This window comes from Micromonospora sp. WMMD712, from assembly GCF_029581295.1.
Lineage (GTDB): Bacteria > Actinomycetota > Actinomycetes > Mycobacteriales > Micromonosporaceae > Micromonospora > Micromonospora carbonacea.
On sequence record NZ_CP120743.1, the window covers coordinates 5863968 to 5884640 of the forward strand.

At 72.1% G+C, this 20673-nt stretch carries 17 protein-coding genes and 2 tRNA genes; 12 read left to right on the forward strand and 7 right to left on the reverse strand.

Going from position 1 to position 20673, the window contains the following annotated elements:
- Window positions 1–8: 8 nt before the first annotated feature.
- The 3 genes from O7633_RS25660 to O7633_RS25670 all read left to right on the forward strand — a co-directional run bounded on the left by O7633_RS25660 (window position 9) and on the right by O7633_RS25670 (window position 2836).
- On the forward strand, window positions 9–749 hold the full coding sequence (locus tag O7633_RS25660) for a G5 domain-containing protein (RefSeq protein WP_282324206.1): 741 nt from the start codon (window positions 9–11) through the stop codon (window positions 747–749).
- A 280-nt stretch (window positions 750–1029) separates the two neighbouring features.
- Window positions 1030–1875, forward strand: coding sequence for a DUF559 domain-containing protein (locus O7633_RS25665; protein WP_282324207.1), 846 nt, complete (start codon window positions 1030–1032; stop codon window positions 1873–1875).
- A 262-nt stretch (window positions 1876–2137) separates the two neighbouring features.
- Entirely contained in the window at window positions 2138–2836 is a 699-nt protein-coding gene (locus O7633_RS25670; protein WP_282324208.1) for a hypothetical protein, read from the forward strand.
- Between the two features lie 147 nt (window positions 2837–2983).
- Here O7633_RS25670 and gabT read toward each other — a convergent pair whose 3' ends face one another.
- Both gabT and O7633_RS25680 read right to left on the reverse strand, forming a co-directional pair.
- Window positions 2984–4255 (reverse strand): 4-aminobutyrate--2-oxoglutarate transaminase, encoded by a 1272-nt coding sequence (gabT, locus tag O7633_RS25675; RefSeq protein WP_282324209.1) that lies wholly within the window; start codon window positions 4253–4255, stop codon window positions 2984–2986.
- Between the two features lie 3 nt (window positions 4256–4258).
- Window positions 4259–5695: a gamma-aminobutyraldehyde dehydrogenase gene (locus O7633_RS25680; RefSeq protein ID WP_282324210.1), complete on the reverse strand. Its 1437-nt coding sequence runs from the start codon at window positions 5693–5695 to the stop codon at window positions 4259–4261.
- Window positions 5696–5857: 162 nt separating this feature from the next.
- Between O7633_RS25680 and O7633_RS25685 the strand changes: the two genes are divergently transcribed.
- Window positions 5858–7297: an aldehyde dehydrogenase family protein gene (locus O7633_RS25685; protein ID WP_282324211.1), complete on the forward strand. Its 1440-nt coding sequence runs from the start codon at window positions 5858–5860 to the stop codon at window positions 7295–7297.
- A gap of 37 nt (window positions 7298–7334) precedes the next feature.
- On the opposite strand, the gene O7633_RS25690 is transcribed toward O7633_RS25685, so the two are convergent.
- Window positions 7335–8564 carry an SUKH-3 domain-containing protein gene (locus O7633_RS25690; protein ID WP_282324212.1) on the reverse strand — a complete coding sequence of 410 codons (1230 nt, stop codon included), beginning with the start codon at window positions 8562–8564 and terminating at the stop codon, window positions 7335–7337.
- A gap of 80 nt (window positions 8565–8644) precedes the next feature.
- Between O7633_RS25690 and O7633_RS25695 the strand changes: the two genes are divergently transcribed.
- From O7633_RS25695 to O7633_RS25715, 5 genes are all read left to right on the forward strand, one after another.
- Window positions 8645–9067, forward strand: a complete 423-nt coding sequence (locus tag O7633_RS25695) for a YbaB/EbfC family nucleoid-associated protein (protein ID WP_282324213.1) — start codon at window positions 8645–8647, stop codon at window positions 9065–9067.
- Entirely contained in the window at window positions 9064–9408 is a 345-nt protein-coding gene (locus O7633_RS25700) for a hypothetical protein (protein WP_278132233.1), read from the forward strand. Before O7633_RS25695 ends, O7633_RS25700 begins: the two co-directional genes overlap by 4 nt.
- 15 nt (window positions 9409–9423) lie before the next feature.
- Window positions 9424–13797 carry a toxin glutamine deamidase domain-containing protein gene (locus O7633_RS25705; protein ID WP_282324214.1) on the forward strand — a complete coding sequence of 1458 codons (4374 nt, stop codon included), beginning with the start codon at window positions 9424–9426 and terminating at the stop codon, window positions 13795–13797.
- Window positions 13794–14231, forward strand: coding sequence for a hypothetical protein (locus O7633_RS25710; protein WP_282324215.1), 438 nt, complete (start codon window positions 13794–13796; stop codon window positions 14229–14231). The genes O7633_RS25705 and O7633_RS25710 overlap by 4 nt, the downstream gene beginning before the upstream one ends.
- A 186-nt stretch (window positions 14232–14417) precedes the next feature.
- Window positions 14418–14490: transfer RNA gene (locus O7633_RS25715), tRNA-His, on the forward strand.
- 73 nt (window positions 14491–14563) lie between these two features.
- On the opposite strand, the gene O7633_RS25720 is transcribed toward O7633_RS25715, so the two are convergent.
- Entirely contained in the window at window positions 14564–15856 is a 1293-nt protein-coding gene (locus O7633_RS25720) for an Ig-like domain-containing protein (RefSeq protein ID WP_282324216.1), read from the reverse strand.
- 198 nt (window positions 15857–16054) lie between these two features.
- Window positions 16055–17326, reverse strand: coding sequence for an Ig-like domain-containing protein (locus tag O7633_RS25725; RefSeq protein WP_278132241.1), 1272 nt, complete (start codon window positions 17324–17326; stop codon window positions 16055–16057).
- Between the two features lie 186 nt (window positions 17327–17512).
- On the opposite strand from O7633_RS25725, the gene O7633_RS25730 reads away from it, so the two are divergent.
- Window positions 17513–17588 (forward strand) — tRNA-Lys (locus O7633_RS25730).
- Between the two features lie 261 nt (window positions 17589–17849).
- On the opposite strand, the gene O7633_RS25735 is transcribed toward O7633_RS25730, so the two are convergent.
- On the reverse strand, window positions 17850–18413 hold the full coding sequence (locus O7633_RS25735; RefSeq protein WP_282324217.1) for a flavoprotein: 564 nt from the start codon (window positions 18411–18413) through the stop codon (window positions 17850–17852).
- Window positions 18410–19747, reverse strand: a complete 1338-nt coding sequence (locus O7633_RS25740) for a hypothetical protein (protein ID WP_282324218.1) — start codon at window positions 19745–19747, stop codon at window positions 18410–18412. The genes O7633_RS25735 and O7633_RS25740 overlap by 4 nt, the downstream gene beginning before the upstream one ends.
- Window positions 19748–20167: 420 nt before the next feature.
- Here O7633_RS25740 and amcA point away from each other — a divergent pair, with 420 nt between their 5' ends.
- Both amcA and O7633_RS25750 read left to right on the forward strand, forming a co-directional pair.
- The gene (gene amcA / locus O7633_RS25745) at window positions 20168–20329 is read left to right on the forward strand and encodes a multiple cyclophane-containing RiPP AmcA (protein ID WP_282324219.1); all 162 of its coding nucleotides are present in this window, start codon (window positions 20168–20170) and stop codon (window positions 20327–20329) included.
- A gap of 47 nt (window positions 20330–20376) precedes the next feature.
- Window positions 20377–20673, forward strand: coding sequence for a hypothetical protein (locus O7633_RS25750; protein ID WP_282328648.1), 297 nt, complete (start codon window positions 20377–20379; stop codon window positions 20671–20673).

Below are 20673 nucleotides of genomic sequence, written 5' to 3' on the forward strand. Positions count from 1 at the left end.
TCGGTGTCGTGACCCATCAGCCGCCGTACCACCGAAACCCCGCCGCCCCCGTCGCGCCGTCCGTTGCCCGGGCGGGATGGTTCCGTCGCCTCCAGCCCGGCCAGCGGGTCGGTGTCGTCCTGGGCGGCGTGCTGTTGTCGACCGTGCTGCTCTGCTGCGCGGGAGCCGCCGTCGTCGGGACCCTCGCCGACGACCCGGGGCAGGGGCGTACCGCCGTGGCCGCCAAGGCCAGCCCGCCCGTCGCCGCCCCCGAGCCGGCCGTGTCCGAGGCGGCCGCGCCGGCTACCGCGCCGGCGCCCACCGTCTCCGCGGCTCCGTCGTCGCCGACGGCCACGCCCCCGACCGTGGAGACGCGCACCGAGCAGGAGACGCAGACGATCCGGTACGCCGAGCGAACGGTGAAGGACTCGTCCCTGGCCGAGGGCAAGCGGGTCGTCCGCACCAGGGGAGTCAACGGGGTCCGCACACTGACGTACCAGGTCACCCTGACCGACGGGGTGCCCACCGGCCGGAAGCTGCTCCGGTCGGCCGTCACGAAGCAGCCGGTCACCCAGGTCGTCGCGGTGGGCACGAAGCAGGAACGCCGCTGCGACCCCAACTACAGCGGCTGCGTGCCGATCGCCAGCGACGTCGACTGTGCCGGTGGCGGCGGCAACGGCCCCGCGTACGTCACGGGCCCGGTGAAGGTCATCGGCGACGACATCTACGACCTGGACCGCGACAACGACGGCTACGGCTGCGACGACTAACCCCCACCCCCCTCGCCCCCCACCCCCCCACCCCCACCCCACCCCCTGCCCTCGCCACCCCACCCCAAGTCGTCGGCGATCTTGCACTTTGGGCCCCGTCAAAAGCCGCGAATCGCCCACTTCTGGGGCCGCAAGTGCAAGATCGCCGAGGGGTGGAGGGGGAGGGGAAGGGCGCTAGCACAGTGGGGCGGGGTTGGGGGGTTGTCCACAGGGGCGGTCGTTGTCCACAGGGGCGAGGGTTGGTCAGGCGTCGGGGTGGGTCGTCGGGCAGCCTGCCGGCATGGGAACCCAGCTTTGGCGTACGACGTCGGTGTTGAGGTCGACCAGCCGGAAGCGGCTTCGGAACCGGCTGGCGAAGGGGCAGGTCGTGCGGGCGCGACGAGGCGTCTACGCGGACGGTCCCATCGAGGATCTCGACGCGCTACGAGCGCTGCTGCTGTGCCTGCCGTCCGAGGCGATGCTGTCCCGCCACACCGCGGCTCGCCTGCACGGCTTCGGCGTCCTTCCCGAGGGTGCCGTGCATGTGCAGTTGCCTCCTGAGGTGCCCCGGCCCCGGCTGCCAGGTGTGGTGGTTCATCACTCGGCGGTGCCAGTCGAGCCGGTCCTGGTGAGAGGGCTGCCCTGCGCGCCGGCCCCGCGCTGCGCGGTGGATCTGGCGCGTACGGTTCGGCGACTCGACGCCTTGCCGGTGCTGGACGCCGTGCTGAGGGCGGGCGTGGTGAGCCGAGATGGCCTCGTCGAGGAAATGTTGTCCCACGGCGGGCTTCCGGGCGTGCGCCAAGCCCGATCTCTGGTGCCGCTGGCCGACGGGCGGGCCGAGTGTCGTCAGGAGAGCCAGCTGCGGCTGGTGCTGATCGATGGCGGCCTTCCCGTTCCGGAGCCGCAGGTCTGGGTGCTCGACGAGGACGGGGCCAGGCGCTACCGGCTGGATCTGGGGTACCGCCGACGGCGGATCGGCATCGAGTACGACGGTTTGTCCCACCTGGACCGCGAGCGGCTCCGATATGACCGGGACCGCGCCAACTGGCTCGCCTCCGAGGGCTGGACGATGCGCCACTTCACCGACCGTGACCTCTACCGCCGTCCCGCCCACATAGTCACGACGATCCGTGCGCTCCTCCCCTGACCGCCGGCCCCAATGCTCCGGCGATCTTGCACCTTGGGCCCCGACGAAAGCGGCGTATTCGGGCATCACGGGGGCCGAAAGTGCAAGATCGCGGGGGCGGGGGCGGGGGCAGGGCAGGGCGGGGGCAGTGTGGGGCAGTGTGGGGTGGGGTGGGGTGGGGGTTTCCGGAATCGGAAACCTTCCTGGCGGATGGCTGAACCCGGCAGCGCTCCCAGGCCGTACCGCTCGGCGTAGGCCGATCATCGGACGACGGGAGAGGCACGTGAGGATACGGCGGACGCATGTCCTGGCGGCGGGGATGGCCGTGGTCGCCTCGGCGGTGGTGGCGGTCGGGACGGGGCTCGGCTTCGCCGAGACGGCACCGGCGCGGCAGAGTGTGTGTCAGGGTTCGGTGACGTTCTCGGCGGAGGGTGGTGGGCCGGCGGCGACGAGTGACCGGTTCGCGGTGGGTACGCGGTTGCGGGTGACCAATCTGGACAACGGTCGTGCGGTGACGGTGGTGGTTACCGGCCCGTCGGGCAGTTGTGTGCTGCTCAACGCCGCCGCGATGGAGTTGGTGCGGGAGCCGGGCAAGAACGTCGTGCGGCGCAACGTGGTGGAGCGCCTCGACGGCGGCGGCACACCCGCCCAGCCCGGCGGGGTGCCGGCCCAGCCCGGCGGAGGGCGGCCCGCCCAGCCCGATGCCCAGCCCACGGGGACGACGGCGACACCCGCGCGGCAGAGTGTGTGTCAGGGTTCGGTGACGTTCTCGGCGGAGGGTGGTGGGCCGGCGGCGACGAGTGACCGGTTCGCGGTGGGTACGCGGTTGCGGGTGACCAATCTGGACAACGGTCGTGCGGTGACGGTGGTGGTTACCGGCCCGTCGGGCAGTTGTGTGCTGCTCAACGCCGCCGCGATGGAGTTGGTGCGGGAGCCGGGCAGGAACGTCGTGCGGCGCAACGTGGTCGAGGTCCTGCGCTGAGAGAGACGCTGGGCTGCGAGACGCTGCGCTGAGAGAGACGCTGGGCGGAGAGAGACGCTGGGCGGAGAGAGGTGCTGCCCTGAGGCCGGGTCCTGCGGGGCGGCCGGCGACCGATGACGGGTCGCCGGCCGTTCCGCAGGACCCGGCTCAGCCGAAGGCGGCGTCGAGGATGTCCAGGCCCCGGGCCAGCTCCGCGTCGGAGATGACCAGCGGGGGCAGGAAGCGCAGCACGTTGCCGTACGTGCCGCAGGTCAGGGTGAGCAGGCCGGCGGCGTGGCAGGCCGCCGACACCGCCGCCGCGGCGGCCGGATCCGGGGTCAGGGTGCCCGGCTGCACCAGCTCCACGGCGAGCATCGCGCCCCGGCCGCGTACCTCGGCGATCCGCGCGTCGCGGGCGGCGACGGCGCGCAGCCGGTCGGCCAGCGTCGCCCCGATCCGGCGGGCGGCGGCGGCCAGGTCCAGCTCGTGCATGGTCTCGATCGACGCGAGCGCCGCCGCGCAGGCGACCGGGTTGCCGCCGTACGTGCCGCCGAGGCCGCCGACGTGCACCGCGTCCATCAGCTCGGCCCGGCCCGTCACGGCCGCCAGCGGCAGCCCGCCCGCGATGCCCTTGGCCAGGGTCACCAGGTCCGGCACGACGCCCTCGTGGTCGCAGGCGAACCAGTCGCCGGTGCGGCAGAACCCGGTCTGGATCTCGTCGGCGACGAAGACCACCCCGGCCGCCGTCGCCCACTCGCGCAGCGCCGGCAGGAACCCCTGCGCGGGTACGACGAAACCGCCCTCGCCCTGGATCGGCTCGATCAGCAGCGCCGCCACGTTCTCCGCGCCGACCTGCTTCTCCACCGTCTCGATGGCCCGCGCCGCCGCCTCGGCCCCGGACAGGCCCCCGTCGCGCAGCGGGTAGGACATCGGCACCCGGTAGACCTCGCCGGCGAACGGGCCGAACCGGTGCTTGTACGGCATGTTCTTCGCCGTCAGCGCCATCGTCAGGTTGGTCCGCCCGTGGTACGCGTGGTCGAACACCACCACCGCCGGCCGCCCGGTGGCGTGCCGGGCGATCTTCACGGCGTTCTCCACCGCCTCCGCGCCCGAGTTGAACAGCGCGGAGCGCTTCTCGAAGCCGCCCGGGGTGAGCGCGTTGAGCTGCTCGCACACCGCCACGTACGACTCGTACGGCGCGACCATGAAGCAGGTGTGGGTGAACCGCTCGACCTGCTCGCGGACCGCCGCCACGACGCGCGGCGCGGAGTTGCCGACGTTGGTGACCGCGATGCCGGCGGCGAAGTCGATCCACTCCCGCCCGTCGACGTCGGTGATCGTGCCGCCGCCGGCCCGGTCCACGTACGCGCCGACGACGCTGCCGACGCCCCGCGCCACGGCCGCGCCCCGCCGCTTGTGCAGCTCCTCCGAGGACGGCACGGGTCAGCCCTCGATGTTGTGCATGACGTGCTTGATCCGGGTGTAGTCCTCCAGGCTGTAGACCGACAGGTCCTTGCCGTGCCCGGAGTGCTTGAACCCGCCGTGCGGCATCTCGGAGACGAACGGGATGTGGGTGTTGACCCAGACGCAGCCGAAGTCGAGCCGGCGGGTCATCCGCATCGCCCGGCCGTGGTCGCGCGTCCACACCGACGCCGACAGGCCGTAGTCGACGCCGTTGGCCCAGCGCACCGCCTCGTCCTCGTCGGAGAAGCGCTGCACGGTGATGACCGGCCCGAACACCTCCTGCTGGATGATCTCGTCGGCCTGCCGGACCCCGGAGACGACGGTGGGGGAGTAGAAGAAGCCGCGCTCGCCGACCCGCGAACCGCCGGTCTGCACGTTCGCGTGGTCGGGCAGCCGGTCGACGAAGCCGCTGACCCGGGCGAGCTGGTTGGCGTTGTTCAGCGGGCCGTAGAGGACGTCGGCGTCGTCCGGCGCGCCGGTGCGCGTGTTGCGGGCCTGCTCGGCGAGCGCCGCCACGAAGTCGTCGTGGATGCCCGGACCGGCCAGCACCCGCGTCGCCGCCGTGCAGTCCTGGCCCGCGTTGAAGTAGCCGCCCACGGCGATCGCCTCGGCCGCCGCCGCCACGTCCGCGTCGTCGAAGATCACCACCGGGGCCTTGCCGCCCAGCTCCAGGTGGGTCCGCTTCAGGTCCGGCGCGGCGGCGGAGGCGACCTCCATGCCCGCCCGGGTCGAGCCCGTGATCGACACCAGCTGCGGGGTCGGGTGCGACACGAGGGTACGACCGGTGTCCCGGTCGCCGCAGACCACGTTGAACACGCCCGGCGGGAGGAACTCGGCGGCGATCTCGGCCAGCAGCAGCGTCGACACCGGCGTGGTGTCCGACGGCTTCAGCACCACCGTGTTGCCGGCGGCGAGGGCCGGGGCGATCTTCCACACCGCCATCATCAGCGGGTAGTTCCACGGGGTGACCTGCGCGCAGACGCCGATCGGCTCCCGCCGCACGTACGAGGTGTGGCCCGCCATGTACTCCCCGGCGGAGCGGCCCTCCAGCAGCCGGGCCGCCCCGGCGAAGAACCGGAACTGGTCCACGGCCGGCGGCAGCTCCTCCTCGGCGGTGAGCTGGCGGGGCTTGCCCGTGTTGCGCACCTCGGCGTCGACCAGGTCGGCCGCCCGCGCCTCCACGGCGTCGGCGAGCTTCAGCAGCGCCTTCTGCCGCTCGCCGGGGGTGGCGTCCCGCCACGTCTCGAACGCGACGGAGGCCGCCCGCATCGCCGCGTCCACGTCCGCCGCGCCGGAGACCGGCGCCTGGGCGAAGACCTCGCCGGTGCACGGGTCGACCAGGTCGGCGTACCCGCCGTCGGAAGGATCGACGTACTCGCCGTTGACGAAGTTGCGCAGCTGCTGCTGGTCGCTCATCAGGTGTCTCCGAGGGATGCCGGGGATGCGGACAGCGGAGGTTATCGGAATCTGACTGCCATCTTCGCTACTGAATTCGCGGCAGACAAGGGCATGAGCGACTGTTTCCGTGCGGGAGTTGCTGGTTACCGTGCGGCGGCGGCTCGGCTACGCTGCCGAGGTGTGGAGCCGAGAGCCTTCTTCGTCGCCGGCCGCCCCGCACACGGCGAGGGCGAGCTGACCGTCACCCACCCGTACGACGGTCGCCCGGTGGGGCGTACCACGCTCGCCACGCCCGACCAGGTCGAGGCCGCCGTCGCCGCGGCGGCCGCAGTGGCGGCGCAGGCCGCGGCCCTGCCCGCGCACGCCCGCGCGGCGGCCCTGGACCACGTCTCGCGGCGGCTCGCCGAACGGACCGACGAGGTCGCCGACCTGATCACCGCCGAGAACGGCAAGCCGGTCAAGTGGGCGAGGGCCGAGGTGGGGCGGGCGGTGTCGACGTTCCGCTGGGCGGCCGAGGAGGCCCGCCGCTGCTCCGGCGAGCTGCAACGCCTCGACACCGACCCGGCCGCCACCGGGCGGATCGCGCTGGTCCGGCGGGCGCCGAAGGGGCCCGTGCTGGGGATCGCGCCGTTCAACTTCCCGCTCAACCTGGTCGCGCACAAGGTCGCCCCGGCCATCGCCGTCGGCGCGCCGATCGTCGTGAAGCCGGCCCCCGCCACCCCGCTGTCGGCGCTGCTGCTCGGCGAGCTCCTCGCCGAGACCGAGCTGCCCGCAGGCATGTTCTCGGTGCTGCCGCTGCCCAACGAGCGGGCCGCCGAGCTGGTCGCCGACCCCCGGCTGCCGGTGGTGTCGTTCACCGGCTCCGGGCCGGTCGGCGCGGCCATCCGCCGGGCCGTGCCCGACAAGCACGTCACCCTGGAGCTGGGCGGCAACGCGGCGGCGGTGATCTGCGAGGACTGGAACACCGACGAGGACCTCACCTTCGCCGCGCAGCGGATCGCCACCTTCTCCAACTACCAGGCCGGGCAGTCGTGCATCGCCGTGCAGCGGGTGTACGTGCACGAGTGGCTCTACGACGCCTTCCTGCCGAGGCTGGTCGCCGCCGTGGAGGCGCTGCGCACCGGCGACCCGGCCGACCCGCTGACCGACGTCGGCCCCCTGGTGTCGGTCGAGGCCGCGCAGCGGGTCGAGGCGTGGGTCGACGAGGCCGTGGTGGCCGGGGCGACCATCGAGGTGGGCGGGCGACGCGAGGGGGCCACCTACCCGCCGACCGTGCTGTCCGGCGTGCCGGCCGACGCGAAGGTGTGCGCCGAGGAGGTCTTCGGGCCGGTGCTCGTGGTCGCCCGGGTCGAGAACGACGCGGCCGCGTTCGCCGCCGTCAACGACTCCGCGTACGGGTTGCAGGCCGGCGTGTTCACCCACCGGCTCGACGTCGCCTTCGCCGCTCACCGGGTTCTCGACGTCGGCGGGGTGATCGTCGGGGACGTGCCGTCGTACCGGGCCGACCAGATGCCGTACGGGGGCGTGAAGGGCAGCGGCGTCGGGCGGGAGGGCCTGCGCAGCGCCATGGACGACTACACCGAGGCGCGGGTGCTGGTCCTCACCGGGGTGCAGTTGTAGCGCCTCCGGCCGGCGGCGTCGCGTTCGTCGGCTGGTGTCACCAGGTGCCGTCGTCGCGGACGCGGGCGGGGGCCCGGCCGAGCAGCAGGGTGGTCAGGGCGGCGTCGACGTCGTCGCCGAGGAACCACTCGCCGGCCTGGTCCAGCGCGAAGACCCGGCCCCGCTCGTCGACGGCGATGATGCTCTCCTGGTTCTCCGTGCCGAGGGGGAACAGCCGGGCGCCGAGCACGGCGGCGAAGTCCGCGAGCGTGTCGGCGTTGTGGGCGACCAGGTGCGGCATGACGTCGAACCGCGAGATCCACACCTGCTGGCCGGGGCCGCGGCGGGACCCGATCAGGCCGGGGAACCGGGTGATGGCCTCCACCGCCGCGGGGAACGCGACGTGGGTGTGGTTGGCTCCGGCGACGGCCGTGACGTCCCGCACGGCGGCGGCGGCCATGATCTCGTCCCCGACGTGCGGGGCCCAGCCGGCGGCGACGAGGGCGTGGGCCACCTCGTCGGGGAAGCGGCCCGGCTCGGGCGCCGGGGCCGGTTCCGGCACCCGGGGCTGCCGGAACCCCAGGTCGGACCAGGGGAGCACGTTCATGTGCACCAGGAAGCGGAGGCACGAGTCGCAGGGGCGGTCGCCCGGCCCGCCCGCCGGGTCGCCCGGCTCGCGCACCCAGTACAGCTCGAAGAGGCTGCCCGCGAAGAGGACCCGCGCCTCGTCGAGGGTCGCCGGGGCCTGCCTCGCGGCGGCGCGCTCGTGGTCGTGCTCGTGCAGGGCGTCCGACACGACGATCAGCTCGGCGTGCCGGTCCACCCCCCGGACCAGGTGGCCGGGCGGCTGCGCGTCGAGATAGTCCCGGACGAGCCGGTGGTGCCGCAGCACCGCCTCGCCCTTGGCTCCCCCCGCGCGGTGCAGTCGGCCGCCCACGGTCAGGTGCGCGGCCGTGCCGGGGGTCGGCAGGCGGCGGATCTCACGGAGCAACTGGCTCGCCGGGTCGACGGTGCGCGGCGCGGGCTGCGCGGGCCGGCTGCGTCGGTACATCTCCCGCACGGCGGGGAACGGCAGGCGCGGCCACGTCGAGACCTCGCCGGTCTCCTTGTCCACCACGGTGGTCGGCAGGTCGCCCGGGAGAACCGCGGCGGACGGGGTCACCGTCGACGTGATCAGGTAGCCGAGGTCGAACTCCTCGACCAGCGGGGCGCACTCGTGCCCGAGTCGCTGGGAGTCCCGGTGGGCCCAGACGGTGGCGAGCTGTTCGGCCTGCTGACGGTCGATCACCCACCCGAAGTTACCGGACCCCACGGAATCCGTGGCGCCCGGTATGGTCTGCCGTACCGAGGGTGACGGGGAGGTCGACGTTGGCCGAGAGCGTGGACCGGGAGGCCAACCGGGCGCTGCGAGCCCGGTTCGACGAGGTGCACGGGCAATACCGCCAGCTCCGGTCCGGTCTGGACGAGCTGCGGTCCCGGCTCGCGGAGCTGCGGGTCACCGCGCGCTCCGACGACGGCCAGGTGACGGTGGTGGCCGGCGCCCGGGGCGACGTCGTCTCGGTGGAGCTCACCCCCGCCGCCCTCCAGGCCCGCGACGCCGGGGCCCTGAGCCGCAAGATCACCTCGACGGTCCACCGCGCCACCGCCGCCGCGGCCGCCGCCACCCAGGAACTCGTGGCGGGCTACCTGCCGGCCGGGTCGGGGGCCATGGAGTTCCTCCGCACCGGTGACTTCGACACCCTGCTGGGCCGGGCCGACGCCGTCATGCGGGGCGGGGAGCGGGCGACGTGACCGACGGACAGCTCTGGTTGGATCCGGGCCGCGCGCGGCGCGGCGGGGCCGACCTGGCCTCGGCCGGCGAGGCCGTCACCGACCGGCGGGCCCGGGTGGGGGGCCAGCTCGCGGCCGCCAGCGCCGCCCGCCCCTGGGGGCGGGACGACATCGGCGCGGCGTTCGAGAAGCAGTACCGGGGGTTCGAGGAGACGCTGCTGCGGGCCTGGACGGGCCTCGGGCGGGCGCTGGAACACCTCGGTGAGGACGTCGTGCGGTCGGTGGACAACTCCGTGCGCACGGACGCGCACAACGCCGGCCGGCTCGACCGGATCTCCGACCAGCGGCCCGCCGGGCGCTGACGACCCGAGGCCCCCGTGACCCTGCTGCCGAGCCCGATCCCGCACCCGCTGGACTACTCGCCCTGGGAGCTGCCCGGCTGGGTCTACGAGGCGCTCGACTGGGTGATCGGGGTGGAGTGGCCGGAGGGCGACGAGAAGGCGGTCTGGGACCTCGCCGACCAGTGGTACGCCGTGGCCGACGCCCTGGCCGGCCCGCGCGCCGACGCGGTCGCCGCCGCCGGCGAGGTCCGCAGCGGATACGGCGGGGTCGGTGCGGTCGCGGAGGCGTTCGACGCGGCCTGGAAGCGGGTGGCCGAGGGCGACGAGGCGCCGCTGCCGGTGCTCCTGGCGGTGAGCGGTGACCTCGGCCGGCTGGTCGAGGGGTGCGGCTGCGACATCGAGGGCGCCAAGCTCGAAGTCTGGATCGAGCTGGGCATCCTCGTCGTCGAGCTGCTCTCCCTCGCGGTGGCGGCGGTGCTCACCGCCGGTGCCGCCTCGCCCGCCGCCGGTGCCGCGATCGCCGCCAGCCGCTTCGTCGTGCAGCAGATCTTCAAGAAGCTGCTGGCCCAGCTCGCCCGCAAGACCCTCAAGCAGGGCCTGAAGGAGGCCGGCGAGCGCGCCGCCAAGCGGGTGGCCGAGGGCGGCATGCGCGGCCTCGCCCGGAAGGCGGCGCGCGGCGGCCTGGAGGAGGCGGCCGAGGAGTCGGGGATCACGCTCGCCACGCAGGCGTACCAGAATTCGACCGGCCGCCGGCACGGCCTGGACGTGACCGACGCGGGGATGTCCGCGCTCGGCGGCCTGGCGGGCGGGGCGGCCGCACCGCTGGCCGGCCTCGGCCGCCACGCGACCGGGCGGGCGGCCCGGGTCGGCGAGCACTTCGGCCGGGAGATGACCGGCGAGGTGATCGCCGATCAGGCGGCCAACGTCGCCACCGGGCAGGGCCTGGTGTCGCTGGAGGACGCGGCCCGGGCCGCCGCGTCCGGCGCCACCGGGTCGACCACCGCCCAGACCGACACGGCGCTGCACCACCGCCTCGACGGCCGGATGGCCGCTCTCGCGGGGGCGTCCTTCGCCCCGACCGACCTCGGCGGACCCGCACCGGCCCCGACCGATGCGACGCCCGTCCCGACCCCGACCGACGGCACCCCCGGCACAGGCCCGGAACGTCCCACCGTCCCGCTGCCGCGCGACGGGGCGGGCACCGGCCCCGTCGCCCCGACGCTCGGGGTGGCCGGGCCGGAGCCCGCCCCGGCCGAGGCGGCCGGCGACGCGCTGCGGACGCACCAGCCGGCGTCCCCGCCCGCGACACCCGACTCACCGCCCGGCGACGTCCACTCCGCCGGCCCGGCCGGCGGCGCCCATCCCGGCCACGGGTCGACCGCGTTGGCGGGGGCGCCGACGGAGCCGGCGGCGCAGTCCCCGGGCACCCCCGGCGCGTCCGACGGGCCGGTGGCCCCCCGCGCGACGGCCGCCCCGACGCTGTCCTCCGTCGCCCTGGTCGAGCCCGGGCAGCTCGACACGCGGGGAGCCGGGCCGCCGCCCTCGTCCGTCGCCACCGCCCCGGGCGTCGCCACCGCCCCCGTCGCTTCCGTCGCCGCTTCCGTCACCGACGGCGGCGCGCCCGGGGGGCCGGCGAAGCCCCACCTGCCGGCCCCGGCGAGCGGCACCGTCGCGCCGCCCCCGGTGGCCTCGGCGGCCCCGCCGGCGGCCGGCGCGGGCGCGGTGGGCGTGGCCGGGCCGCCCGCCCCCGGCCACGACGGCCCGTTCCCGCCCCCACCACCCCGCTTTCCGCTGCTGCACTCGTTGGATCCGCGGTCGCCGTCCGCGGACCATCCCGTTCCGCCGCCGCGCAGGTCGCCCGAGTGGCAGGCCAGGCGGCGGGCCGAACGCGAGGCGTACGACCGGCGTCGCTACCAGGCCCGCTTCCACCAGCAGCGCGCCCTGCACGAGGACAACCGGCGATACGACGACTCTCAGGAGCTACGTTCCCGGTTCGAGTTCTTCCAGCGGCGCGCCAGCGAGTACGCCGCCTACGCGCTCAGCCTGAAGCACCGCGGGCAGGACTACCTCGCGACGTCGTGGCACCGGATGGCGGTGGCGGACGAGCGGGCCGCCCACGAGTCGCGGGAACTGGCCGACGCGGTGCTAGCCGGCACGGTCACGCCGCAGTTCGTCGAGATCAGCGACCCCCTCGACTTCTACTCGATCAACACGGACGATCCGTCGCTCGTCGTCGGCGAGGTGGACACCGGCGGCCCCTCGGCGCTCACCGGAGACGACCATCCGCCGCCGATCGACCGGTCCCGCCGGTACGGGCAGTGGGGCGGGCTCCGGCCCCCGTTGGCCCTGCACCAGTCGGACCTCGAACGCGCGATGCCCCGCGACGCCGGCGGGCAGGTCCTGCGCACCGCCGATCCCCGCCGGGGCGGCTGGTTCCGGCTCGCCAACGACGGCGGGCCCGCCGCCGATCCGACCCGGGGCATCAACTGCCTGGACTGCACCCTGTCCCTCTACGAGACGTGGATGCACGGCCGCCCCCGGGTCTCCGCGCCCCGCACCTTCGACGCGTACGCCGCCGGAGACATCAGCCGGCCGCTCGGCGGCGAGCTCGGCGGCCCGGGGCGGGTCGAGGACGCCACCGGCGGGCGCTTCCAGCAGCTCGTCGACCCCGACGACGGCACCCCCGCCGACGACAGGTGGAGTGTGGTCAACCGGGGGTTCGGCAGCATCGAGAGGCAGCTACGCGCCGGAGGGCACGGCAGCTACGCGTTCCTGATCACCACCTACGAGGGTGGCGGGTCGCACGCCTGGGTGGCGCTGAACCAGGACGGCGGCGTGCTCTACCTGGATCCGCAGAGCGGAATCGTGTCCGACATGCCGATCTACCTGCACAGCGGGCTGCCGGCCCCGCACAACGTGACCGGCATCGACGCTCTGGTCCTCGGGGCGGACGGGCGACCGATGCCGTTCGCCGGGGCCGGGCCGGGGCAGTTCAGCCAGCGGGCCGAGGTGACGGAGCAGTGGCAACGGCCGCAGCCGGAGGACCGGTCGCGGGAGTGGCGGCCCGGCCCCGACGACCCCACGGACGACGAGCTGTACGTCAACCGGATGCACCTGCTGGAAGGCCCCGGCTCGGCCGATCCAGTGCTGGCGCAGGAGGATGGCACCGGTAGCCCCGACGATGATCCCCCGCGAGGTTCGATTCAATCGAACCTCGCGGGCGACCAGGTCCGTAGCGCCCGCGAGGAGGCTCGAACGGTCTTGACGTCGCGTGGGATCTCTCCGCGAAGGGTCGTGACGGCCAACTCTGACCTTGACCAGATCTTCAGTGCGGGTGTTACGCCGGTCGAGCTGGCGACAGAAATGGACGGGCCGACGCTGCGGCGCCTTGCACCGCAGTTGACCGAGGCGGCAGTGCAGGATCTGTCCGCGCTCTTTGAAGACCGCCGCGTCCGACGCATGCTGGACCAGACCTGGCGGTCTCCACCGGCCGGTGAACCATGTCTGGCCGAGACGCTGGTGAATCAGTTGGTGACGGAACCAAAGTTGGTGAGGCTGATACTGGCGACGCCGGAGTTGGCCAGATCATTGATTGCGCGCCCGGTTACGCTGCATCACCTGGCAAGTCACCCGCAGGCCCTCGAAGTGCTCCAGTCTGTGGTGCATGAGGTTGAAGAAATGGGCGCACCTCCCCAGGATCCGGGCGCATCGAGACCGGAGTCGACGCCTCTTACCGAAGAGCACCGCAGGGTCAGTGAGAGCGTCGCGCCAGAGGCGGGTGGCGCGGTCCAGCCAGGATTCGACCATGTCCGTCGAACGGATGCCAGATATCGGTCTGAATACCTGGACACCCTCTATCGCGAGGCAGCGGTCGCGCAGCAGGAGTTGACCGTACTCGCGCAGCAACTTGCGCACGAGGGCGATCGCGTGGTTGGCGTGGCAGGCTGGCGGACCGAGCCCAAGGCTAGGCAGCGCGCTGAAGACAAGATCAAGAAGTACAACGGGGAGGCCTCGCGGTTGACCGATCTTGCCGCCGCAAAGGTTGAGTTCGACTCGCTTGGCGACCTGTATCGAGCCCTCGACCGGCTGCGAGGGCATCCTGCGGTGCGGATCGTGGAGTTCAACGACCGCTTCCGAAATCCGCAGGGGAGCGGCTACCGCGACATTCAACTACTGCTCAGGTTGTCCAATGGTCATGTGGCGGAGTTTCGCCTGCACCTGGCGGCGTTGGACGAGGTGGCCGTTTGGGAGCATTCACTCTTTGAGGTCAAGCGAGACATCGAGGCTCTGGCGCTTGAGGAGGGTCGGGTGTTGACGGCGCGAGAGTCGGCGATTGTCGGTGGTATCATCAGGCGTCAGCAGGGACTCTTCTGGAACGCATTAACCTCCACTCTACAGGAAAGTGCATGAATCCTACCCCCGGCCTCGTTCTTCCTTCGTATTTCAGATACTATGCATCGCCGGTCAAGATCGTATCGTCGCCTGATGGTGGAGTGTGCGTGTGGCGAGTCTCCATAGATGACGGCGGGTGGAACAGGGAAGATGAGCTCTTTGCGGAGATAGTCTTTGCCGTGGGCGGTGAAATCTTCACGCGGCCGCCGGAAGATTTCGTTCAGGAGGTGGAGGCGTATCGCGGTTACTATCTGCGGGGCGATGGCCCGATCTTTGCGTTGTACGAGACCGTGCGGGCCGTCGAGGATGTCGCTGCCGCTGAGCGGCGTGCTCTGACGGCGGAGGAGCGGGCCTTGGTCCAGGGCATCAGGCGGCGGACGTTCGTCATGTTCGAGGAACAGTTGCAGCGGGAGGGCGATCCTGGCGCGGACCCGACCATCGCCGCCCCGTAGCAGCAGGCGCACATGCTCGTGGATCTTGGCACGAAACGACCCCTTCAGGGGCACTTCGCACCCAGATCCCCCGTCGCCGCGGCTGGGGGCCGGGACGGGGGCGGGGAACCCGGTGGACGTGGGTGGCGGGGGTGAGGCTATTATTAGTCCCGCACGCCGCCCGGTCCTGCCGGAGCGGAGCGCATGGTGGCTGTAGCTCAGTTGGCAGAGCACCGGGTTGTGGTCCCGGTTGTCGTGGGTTCAATTCCCATCAGTCACCCTCAGCACGAAGGCCCCCTCCGACCGGAGGGGGCCTTCGTCGTTCCCGCCTGGGGCGAGAGCCCCGGGGTGGGTCAGGCGGTCGGTTCGGCGCTGGGGGACTCGGTCGCGTCGCCGGGGGCCTCCTCGGCGTCCGGCGCGGCGGCGTCCGGGTCGTACGGGAGGGCGCTGCCCTTGACGTACTCGTCCCAGCTCATGTTCCAGTCGGTCCAGCCGTTGCCGTTGGCGAGCTTGCGTTCGGTGCCCTTGACGGTGATCGGGTCGCCGACGCGGGTGTTGTCGAACAGCCAGGCGCCGTTCTTCATCGAGACGTTGACGCAGCCGTGCGAGACGTTGACGCTGCCCTGCTGCCCCTCGGACCAGGGTGCGGCGTGGATGAACTCGCCGCCCCAGGTGAGACGCTGCGCGTAGTCGATCTTCGTGCGGTAGCCGTCCTCGGGACCCAGCTCCTCGAAGGTGTCGAAGACGGTCTTGCGCAGCTTCTCGATGACCACCATCGTGCCGCTGGACGACGGCGTGCTCTTCTTACCGAGGCTGACGGGGATCGTCTTGATCACCTTGCCGTCCTTGGTGACGGTCATCCGCTTCGTCTTGTTGTCGACCGTCATGATCACCGCTGGGCCGGTCTTGATGTCGACCGTCAGGTCCGCCCGGCCGTACCAGCCGTCGCCGAGGGGGAGGCCGCCGGCCTGCACCCGGTAGGAGATGGTGCTGCCGGCCTTCCAGAACTCCTTCGGCCGGTACCGGATCTCGGTGGGGCTGACCCAGTGCCAGATGCCCTCCTGGGCCGGCGTGGAGGTCACCGTCATCCGCCGCTGGACGTCGTCGCGGTAGTCCTCGGGGATGGCCCGGCTGAACTTCACGATGAGCGGCATGCCGACGCCGACGACCTGGTCGTCGCCGAGGAAGCTGCTGACGCGTACCTGGTTGCCGGGCTTGGCCATGGTGGTGAAGGTGCTGGTCGCCTGCGCCGGCTTGCCGTCGTCGCCGGTCGCCGTGACGGTGGCCGTGTAGGTCTCGCCGTACTTCAGGGCGCCCTTGGGCAGCCAGCTCTTGCCGTCGGCGGCGAGCGCGCCCGCGACGGGCGCGCCGGCCGAGTCCTTCAACTCGACCGCGGTGTCCTCGGCCTCCTTCGTGGTGAAGGTGATGCCCGTGGACGCCGGCACGTCCTTCGCGTCGGCCGCGGGCTCGGTGATGGTCGCCGCGGCCTTGGGCGCGCTCTCGCCGCCGCCCTGCCAGGACGACGGCTTGCCCCCCTCGCCGTCGGTGCAGGCGCTGGTGAGCGCCAACACGGCGGCGAGCAGCCCCGCCGCGAAGACGCGGCGTCGACCACCGCGCCGGGTCAGCTGGTCCTGGGTTGCGCGCATGATTCCCTCACTGTCGTGGTGCCCCGGTTGCCCATCGTCTCTCACTGACGCACGGAAACAGGTACCCGTTGCCGGGGGTGAAGAGAAACACTCGATCCAGGATGGCGGAAACCGGCGAAAGGCGCATCTGGCGAACCGTGCTCACATATGACGGGGCGGGCGCCGGAATCCGGCGCCCGCCCCGTGTCGACGGTCCTGTCAGGCCAGAGCCGGCCCGGCGCCGCCCTCCGGCACCGGCAGGGCGCTGCCCTTGACGAACTCGGACCAACTCAGGCTCCAGGCCGTCCAGCCGTTGCCCTGAGTGAGCTTGCGCTCGGTCCCCTTGATAGTGATCGGATCGCCGACCCGGGTCTGGGAGAAGAGCCACTTCGCCTGCGCCATCGAGACGTTGACGCAGCCGTGCGAGACGTTCTGCCGCCCCTGGACGTGCTCGGACCAGGGCGCGGCGTGGATGTACTCGCCGCCCCACGTCAGCCGCTGGGCGAAATCGATCTCGGTGACGTACCGGTTGGCCGGGTCCGGGTCGTCGCGGGTGTCGAAGACCGTGGACTCCTTCTTCTCCATCACCACCATCGTGCCGCTGGAGGAGGGGGTGCTCTTCTTGCCCAGGCTCACCGGGATCTTCCGCAGCAGCTGGCCGTCCTGGAAGACGCTCATCTGCTTGGTGGCGTTGTCGACCTTCATCTCGAACGCCCGACCGATCTTGGCGGTGGCGCTCCGGTCGACGTTGCCGTACTTGCCGTTGCTCAGCGGAATGCCGGCCAGCGCGATCCGCACGCTGATCGTGGTCCCGGGCTTCCAGTACTCCGGCGCCCGGTAGTAGGCCTGGGTGCCGTTGGAGACCCAGTGCCACGCGCCGGGCTGTGGCGGGTCGGTGCGGACGAACATCCGCTTCTGCACCGCCGCCCGGTCCTTCTCCGGGATGCCGGGGTGGAACTCGGTGACGACCGGCATGCCTACGCCGTACGTCTTGTCGCTGAACAGGTAGAGCCCGGAGGCGATCATCGACTTCGGCTTGGCCATCGTCGTGAACGTGCTGGTGCCCTGCTTGGCCTCGCCGCCGGCGCCGGCGGCGTTGACGGTGGCCGTGTAGCGGGTGCCGTACTTCAAGGGCTTGTTCGGCACCCAGGACGAGCCGTCGGCGCGCAAGCGGCCCTCGACCTTGTCGCCGTTCGCGGCGGTGAGGGTGACGTCGGTCACCTTGCCGCCCTCGGGGAGCTTCGCGGAGATCTCGGTGCTGACCGGCCTGCTCTTGGCCCCGTCTGCCGGACTGACCTTGAGCGTCGGGTCGGCGCTCGTGGCCGGATCGGCCGGTGCCGTTCCTGTCTCGGCGGCGACGCTGCTGCCGACGGCGGGCGCACCGTCGACGAACTCCGCCTTCTTCTGGTCGTCACCGCACCCGGTCAGTGCCAGCGACGCCATCAGGCTCAGGGCGCCTACCGTCGCCCCGGCCCGCGCGAACATGCCCATTCCCACCTCTGTTCTCGCGTACCTGGCGGACATCGTGCCGCATGACGGCCAGCTACCACCGCCCGCGCCGCCAATCGTGAGGGATTTAGGGGTTTTTGACCCTTAAGCGTGTCCGAAGGGTGGAGCCGGGTATCGGATTGGAACCCCGCTCAGGAGGCGTGCTAGGGTTCTCTCCGTTGCCAACGAGCGCCGCTAGCTCAACTGGCAGAGCAGCGGACTCTTAATCCGCGGGTTCGGGGTTCGAGTCCCTGGCGGCGCACCACCAGAAGGGCTCTGACCTGGGGTTTCACCCTGGGTCGGAGTCTTTTGGCGTTTCTGTTGGTGGTCCGGTGTCTCGGTGGGTGCTCGGGAGCCGTTGGACCGTTCCGGCTTCCGGTGGACGAACGGCTTGTCGGCGGACGTCCGGACCCCCGCATCGCCTGTGCGTCTGCCCGCTGTTTGATGATCTTGCTGCTTGGTCGGGTGGTGTGGGCGTCGGGCCGTCGGTCGACGGAGGTGACCGGGTTGATCCGGCCGGCGGCCGTTACGTCTGCGGCTGCGCTTTCTTAGCGAGTGCGGCGGCTGCGTGGAATGCCGTGGTCCAGGGGAAGGTGAGCCGTCGGTCGTTGCCGGTGCCGGGTGGGTGTGGTTCCCAGTTGTGGTCGGGTCCGAGGAGGATGTGTACGCCTTCGTCGCGGAGGCTGGTCACGGCGTGGCGGTAGGGGTGCCGGGTGGCGAGGGCGGTGTTGACGAAGGGGACGATGACGGTGGGTATGTGTCGTCCGATGAGTTCGGCGATGGTGGTCATGGCGTAGTTGTCGGCGAGGCCGAGGGCGATCTTGTTGATCGAGTTGTAGGTCGCGGGTGCGATGACCAGTGCGTCGGCGGCGGGTTGCGAGCGGCGGGTACCTGGGGATGCCCGGTAGTCGGATCGCACGGATGTGCCGGTCAACTTTTCGATGGCTGGGATGTCGATGAAGTCCATCGCGTGGGGTGTGGCGGTGACCGCCGTGGTCCAGGACCGTTGGTGTGCGGTGTTGATCAGGGTGGTGACGTCGGGGGCGGGACCGGCGGCGCAGACGACGATCTGGAGGTGCCCTGGGGTCACTGGGGGATCCCGGCGGTCTGGGTGAAGTCGACGACTGCGGCGCGTACCGGGCCGGTGGCGAGGTGGGCGAGGTCGTTGGTGAGGCGGTGGACCGCTGGGCGGCAGCGGATCTCTTCGGGTGCGATCTCGTATGCGGTGCGGAGGGCGTTGAGGCCCTGTTCGTGGCGTCCCCACTGGGTGTAGGCGCGGGCCACGTCGACGTAGAGGGTGGCTTTGCGTTCGGCGAGGGTCACCTTGCCGAGGGGGATGGTGCGGGCGATGGTGATGGCGGTGCCGGCGTCGCCGAGGGTGAGGGCGATGTTGACCCGGTGCAGCAGGACGTTGGTGGCGCCGAAGCCTGTCCAGCGGTCGTTGCCGTCGTAGCCGAGTCGGGTCGCGGCGTGGGTGGCCTCGTCGAGCATGGTGTGTGCGGTGTGCCGGTCGTCGCGGCGGGCTGCGGCGACGGCGCCGCGTAGGACGAGGGCGCCGTACACGGCGACTGCGTCGGTCGACGCGAGGCGGGTGTCCCGGTCGAGTGCGGCGGCGGCGTCTGCGGCGAGGGTCACGGCTTGCTCGTCGTGGTTGTTGCTCATCAGGGCGTGGGTCATGATCCGTGCGCTCGCGGCGACGGCGACCGGGTCCTGGCTCGTTGCGGCGGCTCGGGTGCTCCGCTCTGCGGCGACCAGGGCCATCCCACGGTCGCCCAGCTTGAGCAGGACGCTACCGACGACGTGGTACAGCTCGGCGGCCAGGACGTCGACCTGCCTTCGCTGTGTGCCCGCCGCGTCCGTCCTGGCGGGTTCGAGAGCGGGTAACAGCGTGCCGAGCTGGTCGAGGACCCGTTCGTATCGGCAGGCCTGGTAGTCGCGTTTGACGGCGGCCACCTTGCCGGAGAACTGTTGCACGGACAACACCGTGGCGGGTTGTTGCCGGGGCGAGACGAGCGCGTCGAGCACCGGCGCGACGCCGGGGGCAGCGGCGACGCTGACCGCAGCGCTGCGCAGGAAGTCTCGCCGTTGCACGTCACCATCCGAGTCCGGGCTGTGGTGGCTGTCCTCACCAGTATCGGCATCCGGGCCGGTGTGCGGTGGCGTGGTGCTCGCGGCTGCACCGTTGGTGCCCGTCGCCCGCAGGGCTGCGAAGCGTTCGCGGACGTCGGGTGTGGCTCGGGTCAGCACGGTGTCCAGCGCGGCCTGCATATCGGCGCGGGGAATGACGTTGTCGCCCTGGCTGCTCCACTTGGCCACCGTCCGGCGGGCCGCGCCCAGGTGCTCGGCGAAGGCGGTGACGCTCATCCGCGCCGCCTGGCGCAGGGCGGTGGCATCCCGGCCGGTCCAGGTCGTGATCGGAGTCATCGCACGTCCTCCCGACGGACCGTCTCCTGCCTGGTGATCGTAGCGGCACCTGGGGTTACCGCAGGTGCACCGGCGGTGCACCGACAGGACATTCCGTGCATGCCCTGCCCCGGGCGAGGGTGGGTGTGCCGGGCCGCCTTCCCAGGGCGCGCCGGTAGGTCAGCGGCAGTCTCAGAGCAGGGAGATTCGGATGGATGCGCCGAGCGGTGACAGGCCGGAACGCGACCCGACGCCTCCGCAACTGCCGTCACCGGCCAGTCCGCCGGCAGCACCGTTGACTCCTCGTTCGCGTACCGCCAGAAGGGCTGCGTGGGCGGGCGGCGGTCACCTCGCTGCCGATCCGCCGGCCGGCAGTGGTGGGTCCACCGGGGTCCGGTGGACCCACCACTGCGAAGGACGCGTCGTGACGGGGGAGCGGGCATGACCCTGTACGCCTCCCGCTACGCGAACGGCCAGCAGGAGCGGCCCGGCCCACCGGCGTCGACAGAGCCCGTGCCGGCGGGGACCGCGGACCCGCCGCTGTTGACCCATGTGTGGCGTCGGTTCTTCGCGCAGCGGACCCGAGGGGAGATCCGCCGGTGAGCGTTGACCGAAACCCTCCGGCGACTGCGGCGGGCTGTCGCAGCCCGATGGGCTATGAGCATGTGCCGTCGCGTCCGCACTGGGGCTGCCGCGCCTGCGGCCATCCATGGCCCTGCGACGGGGCCAGGAGCGCGCTCCTGACGGAGTACGCGGGCAACCGGATCGGCCTGTTCCTCTATCTGGCCGGATGTCTGCACGAGGCCATCGACGATCTGAGCCAGCCGGACGCCAGCGGGACGAGCAACTGCGAGGACCTGTTCGACCGCTTCGTCGACTGGGCCAGGCGACGCGCCGGCTCTCCCGGGGCGACGACCGACGCACCAGTGTCTTCGAAGGAGGAGTGA

Bases quoted from the DNA above. Each gene is read 5' to 3' on its own strand.
- O7633_RS25680 (WP_282324210.1), bottom strand. From the start codon at position 5,695: ATGAGCGACCAGCAGCAGCTGCGCAACTTCGTCAACGGCGAGTACGTC.
- O7633_RS25740 (WP_282324218.1), bottom strand. From the start codon at position 19,747: ATGACTCCGATCACGACCTGGACCGGCCGGGATGCCACCGCCCTGCGC.
- O7633_RS25750 (WP_282328648.1), top strand. From the start codon at position 20,377: ATGGGCTATGAGCATGTGCCGTCGCGTCCGCACTGGGGCTGCCGCGCC.
- O7633_RS25725 (WP_278132241.1), bottom strand. From the start codon at position 17,326: ATGGGCATGTTCGCGCGGGCCGGGGCGACGGTAGGCGCCCTGAGCCTG.
- amcA (WP_282324219.1), top strand. From the start codon at position 20,168: ATGACCCTGTACGCCTCCCGCTACGCGAACGGCCAGCAGGAGCGGCCC.
- O7633_RS25720 (WP_282324216.1), bottom strand. From the start codon at position 15,856: ATGCGCGCAACCCAGGACCAGCTGACCCGGCGCGGTGGTCGACGCCGC.
- O7633_RS25710 (WP_282324215.1), top strand. From the start codon at position 13,794: ATGAATCCTACCCCCGGCCTCGTTCTTCCTTCGTATTTCAGATACTAT.
- O7633_RS25665 (WP_282324207.1), top strand. From the start codon at position 1,030: ATGGGAACCCAGCTTTGGCGTACGACGTCGGTGTTGAGGTCGACCAGC.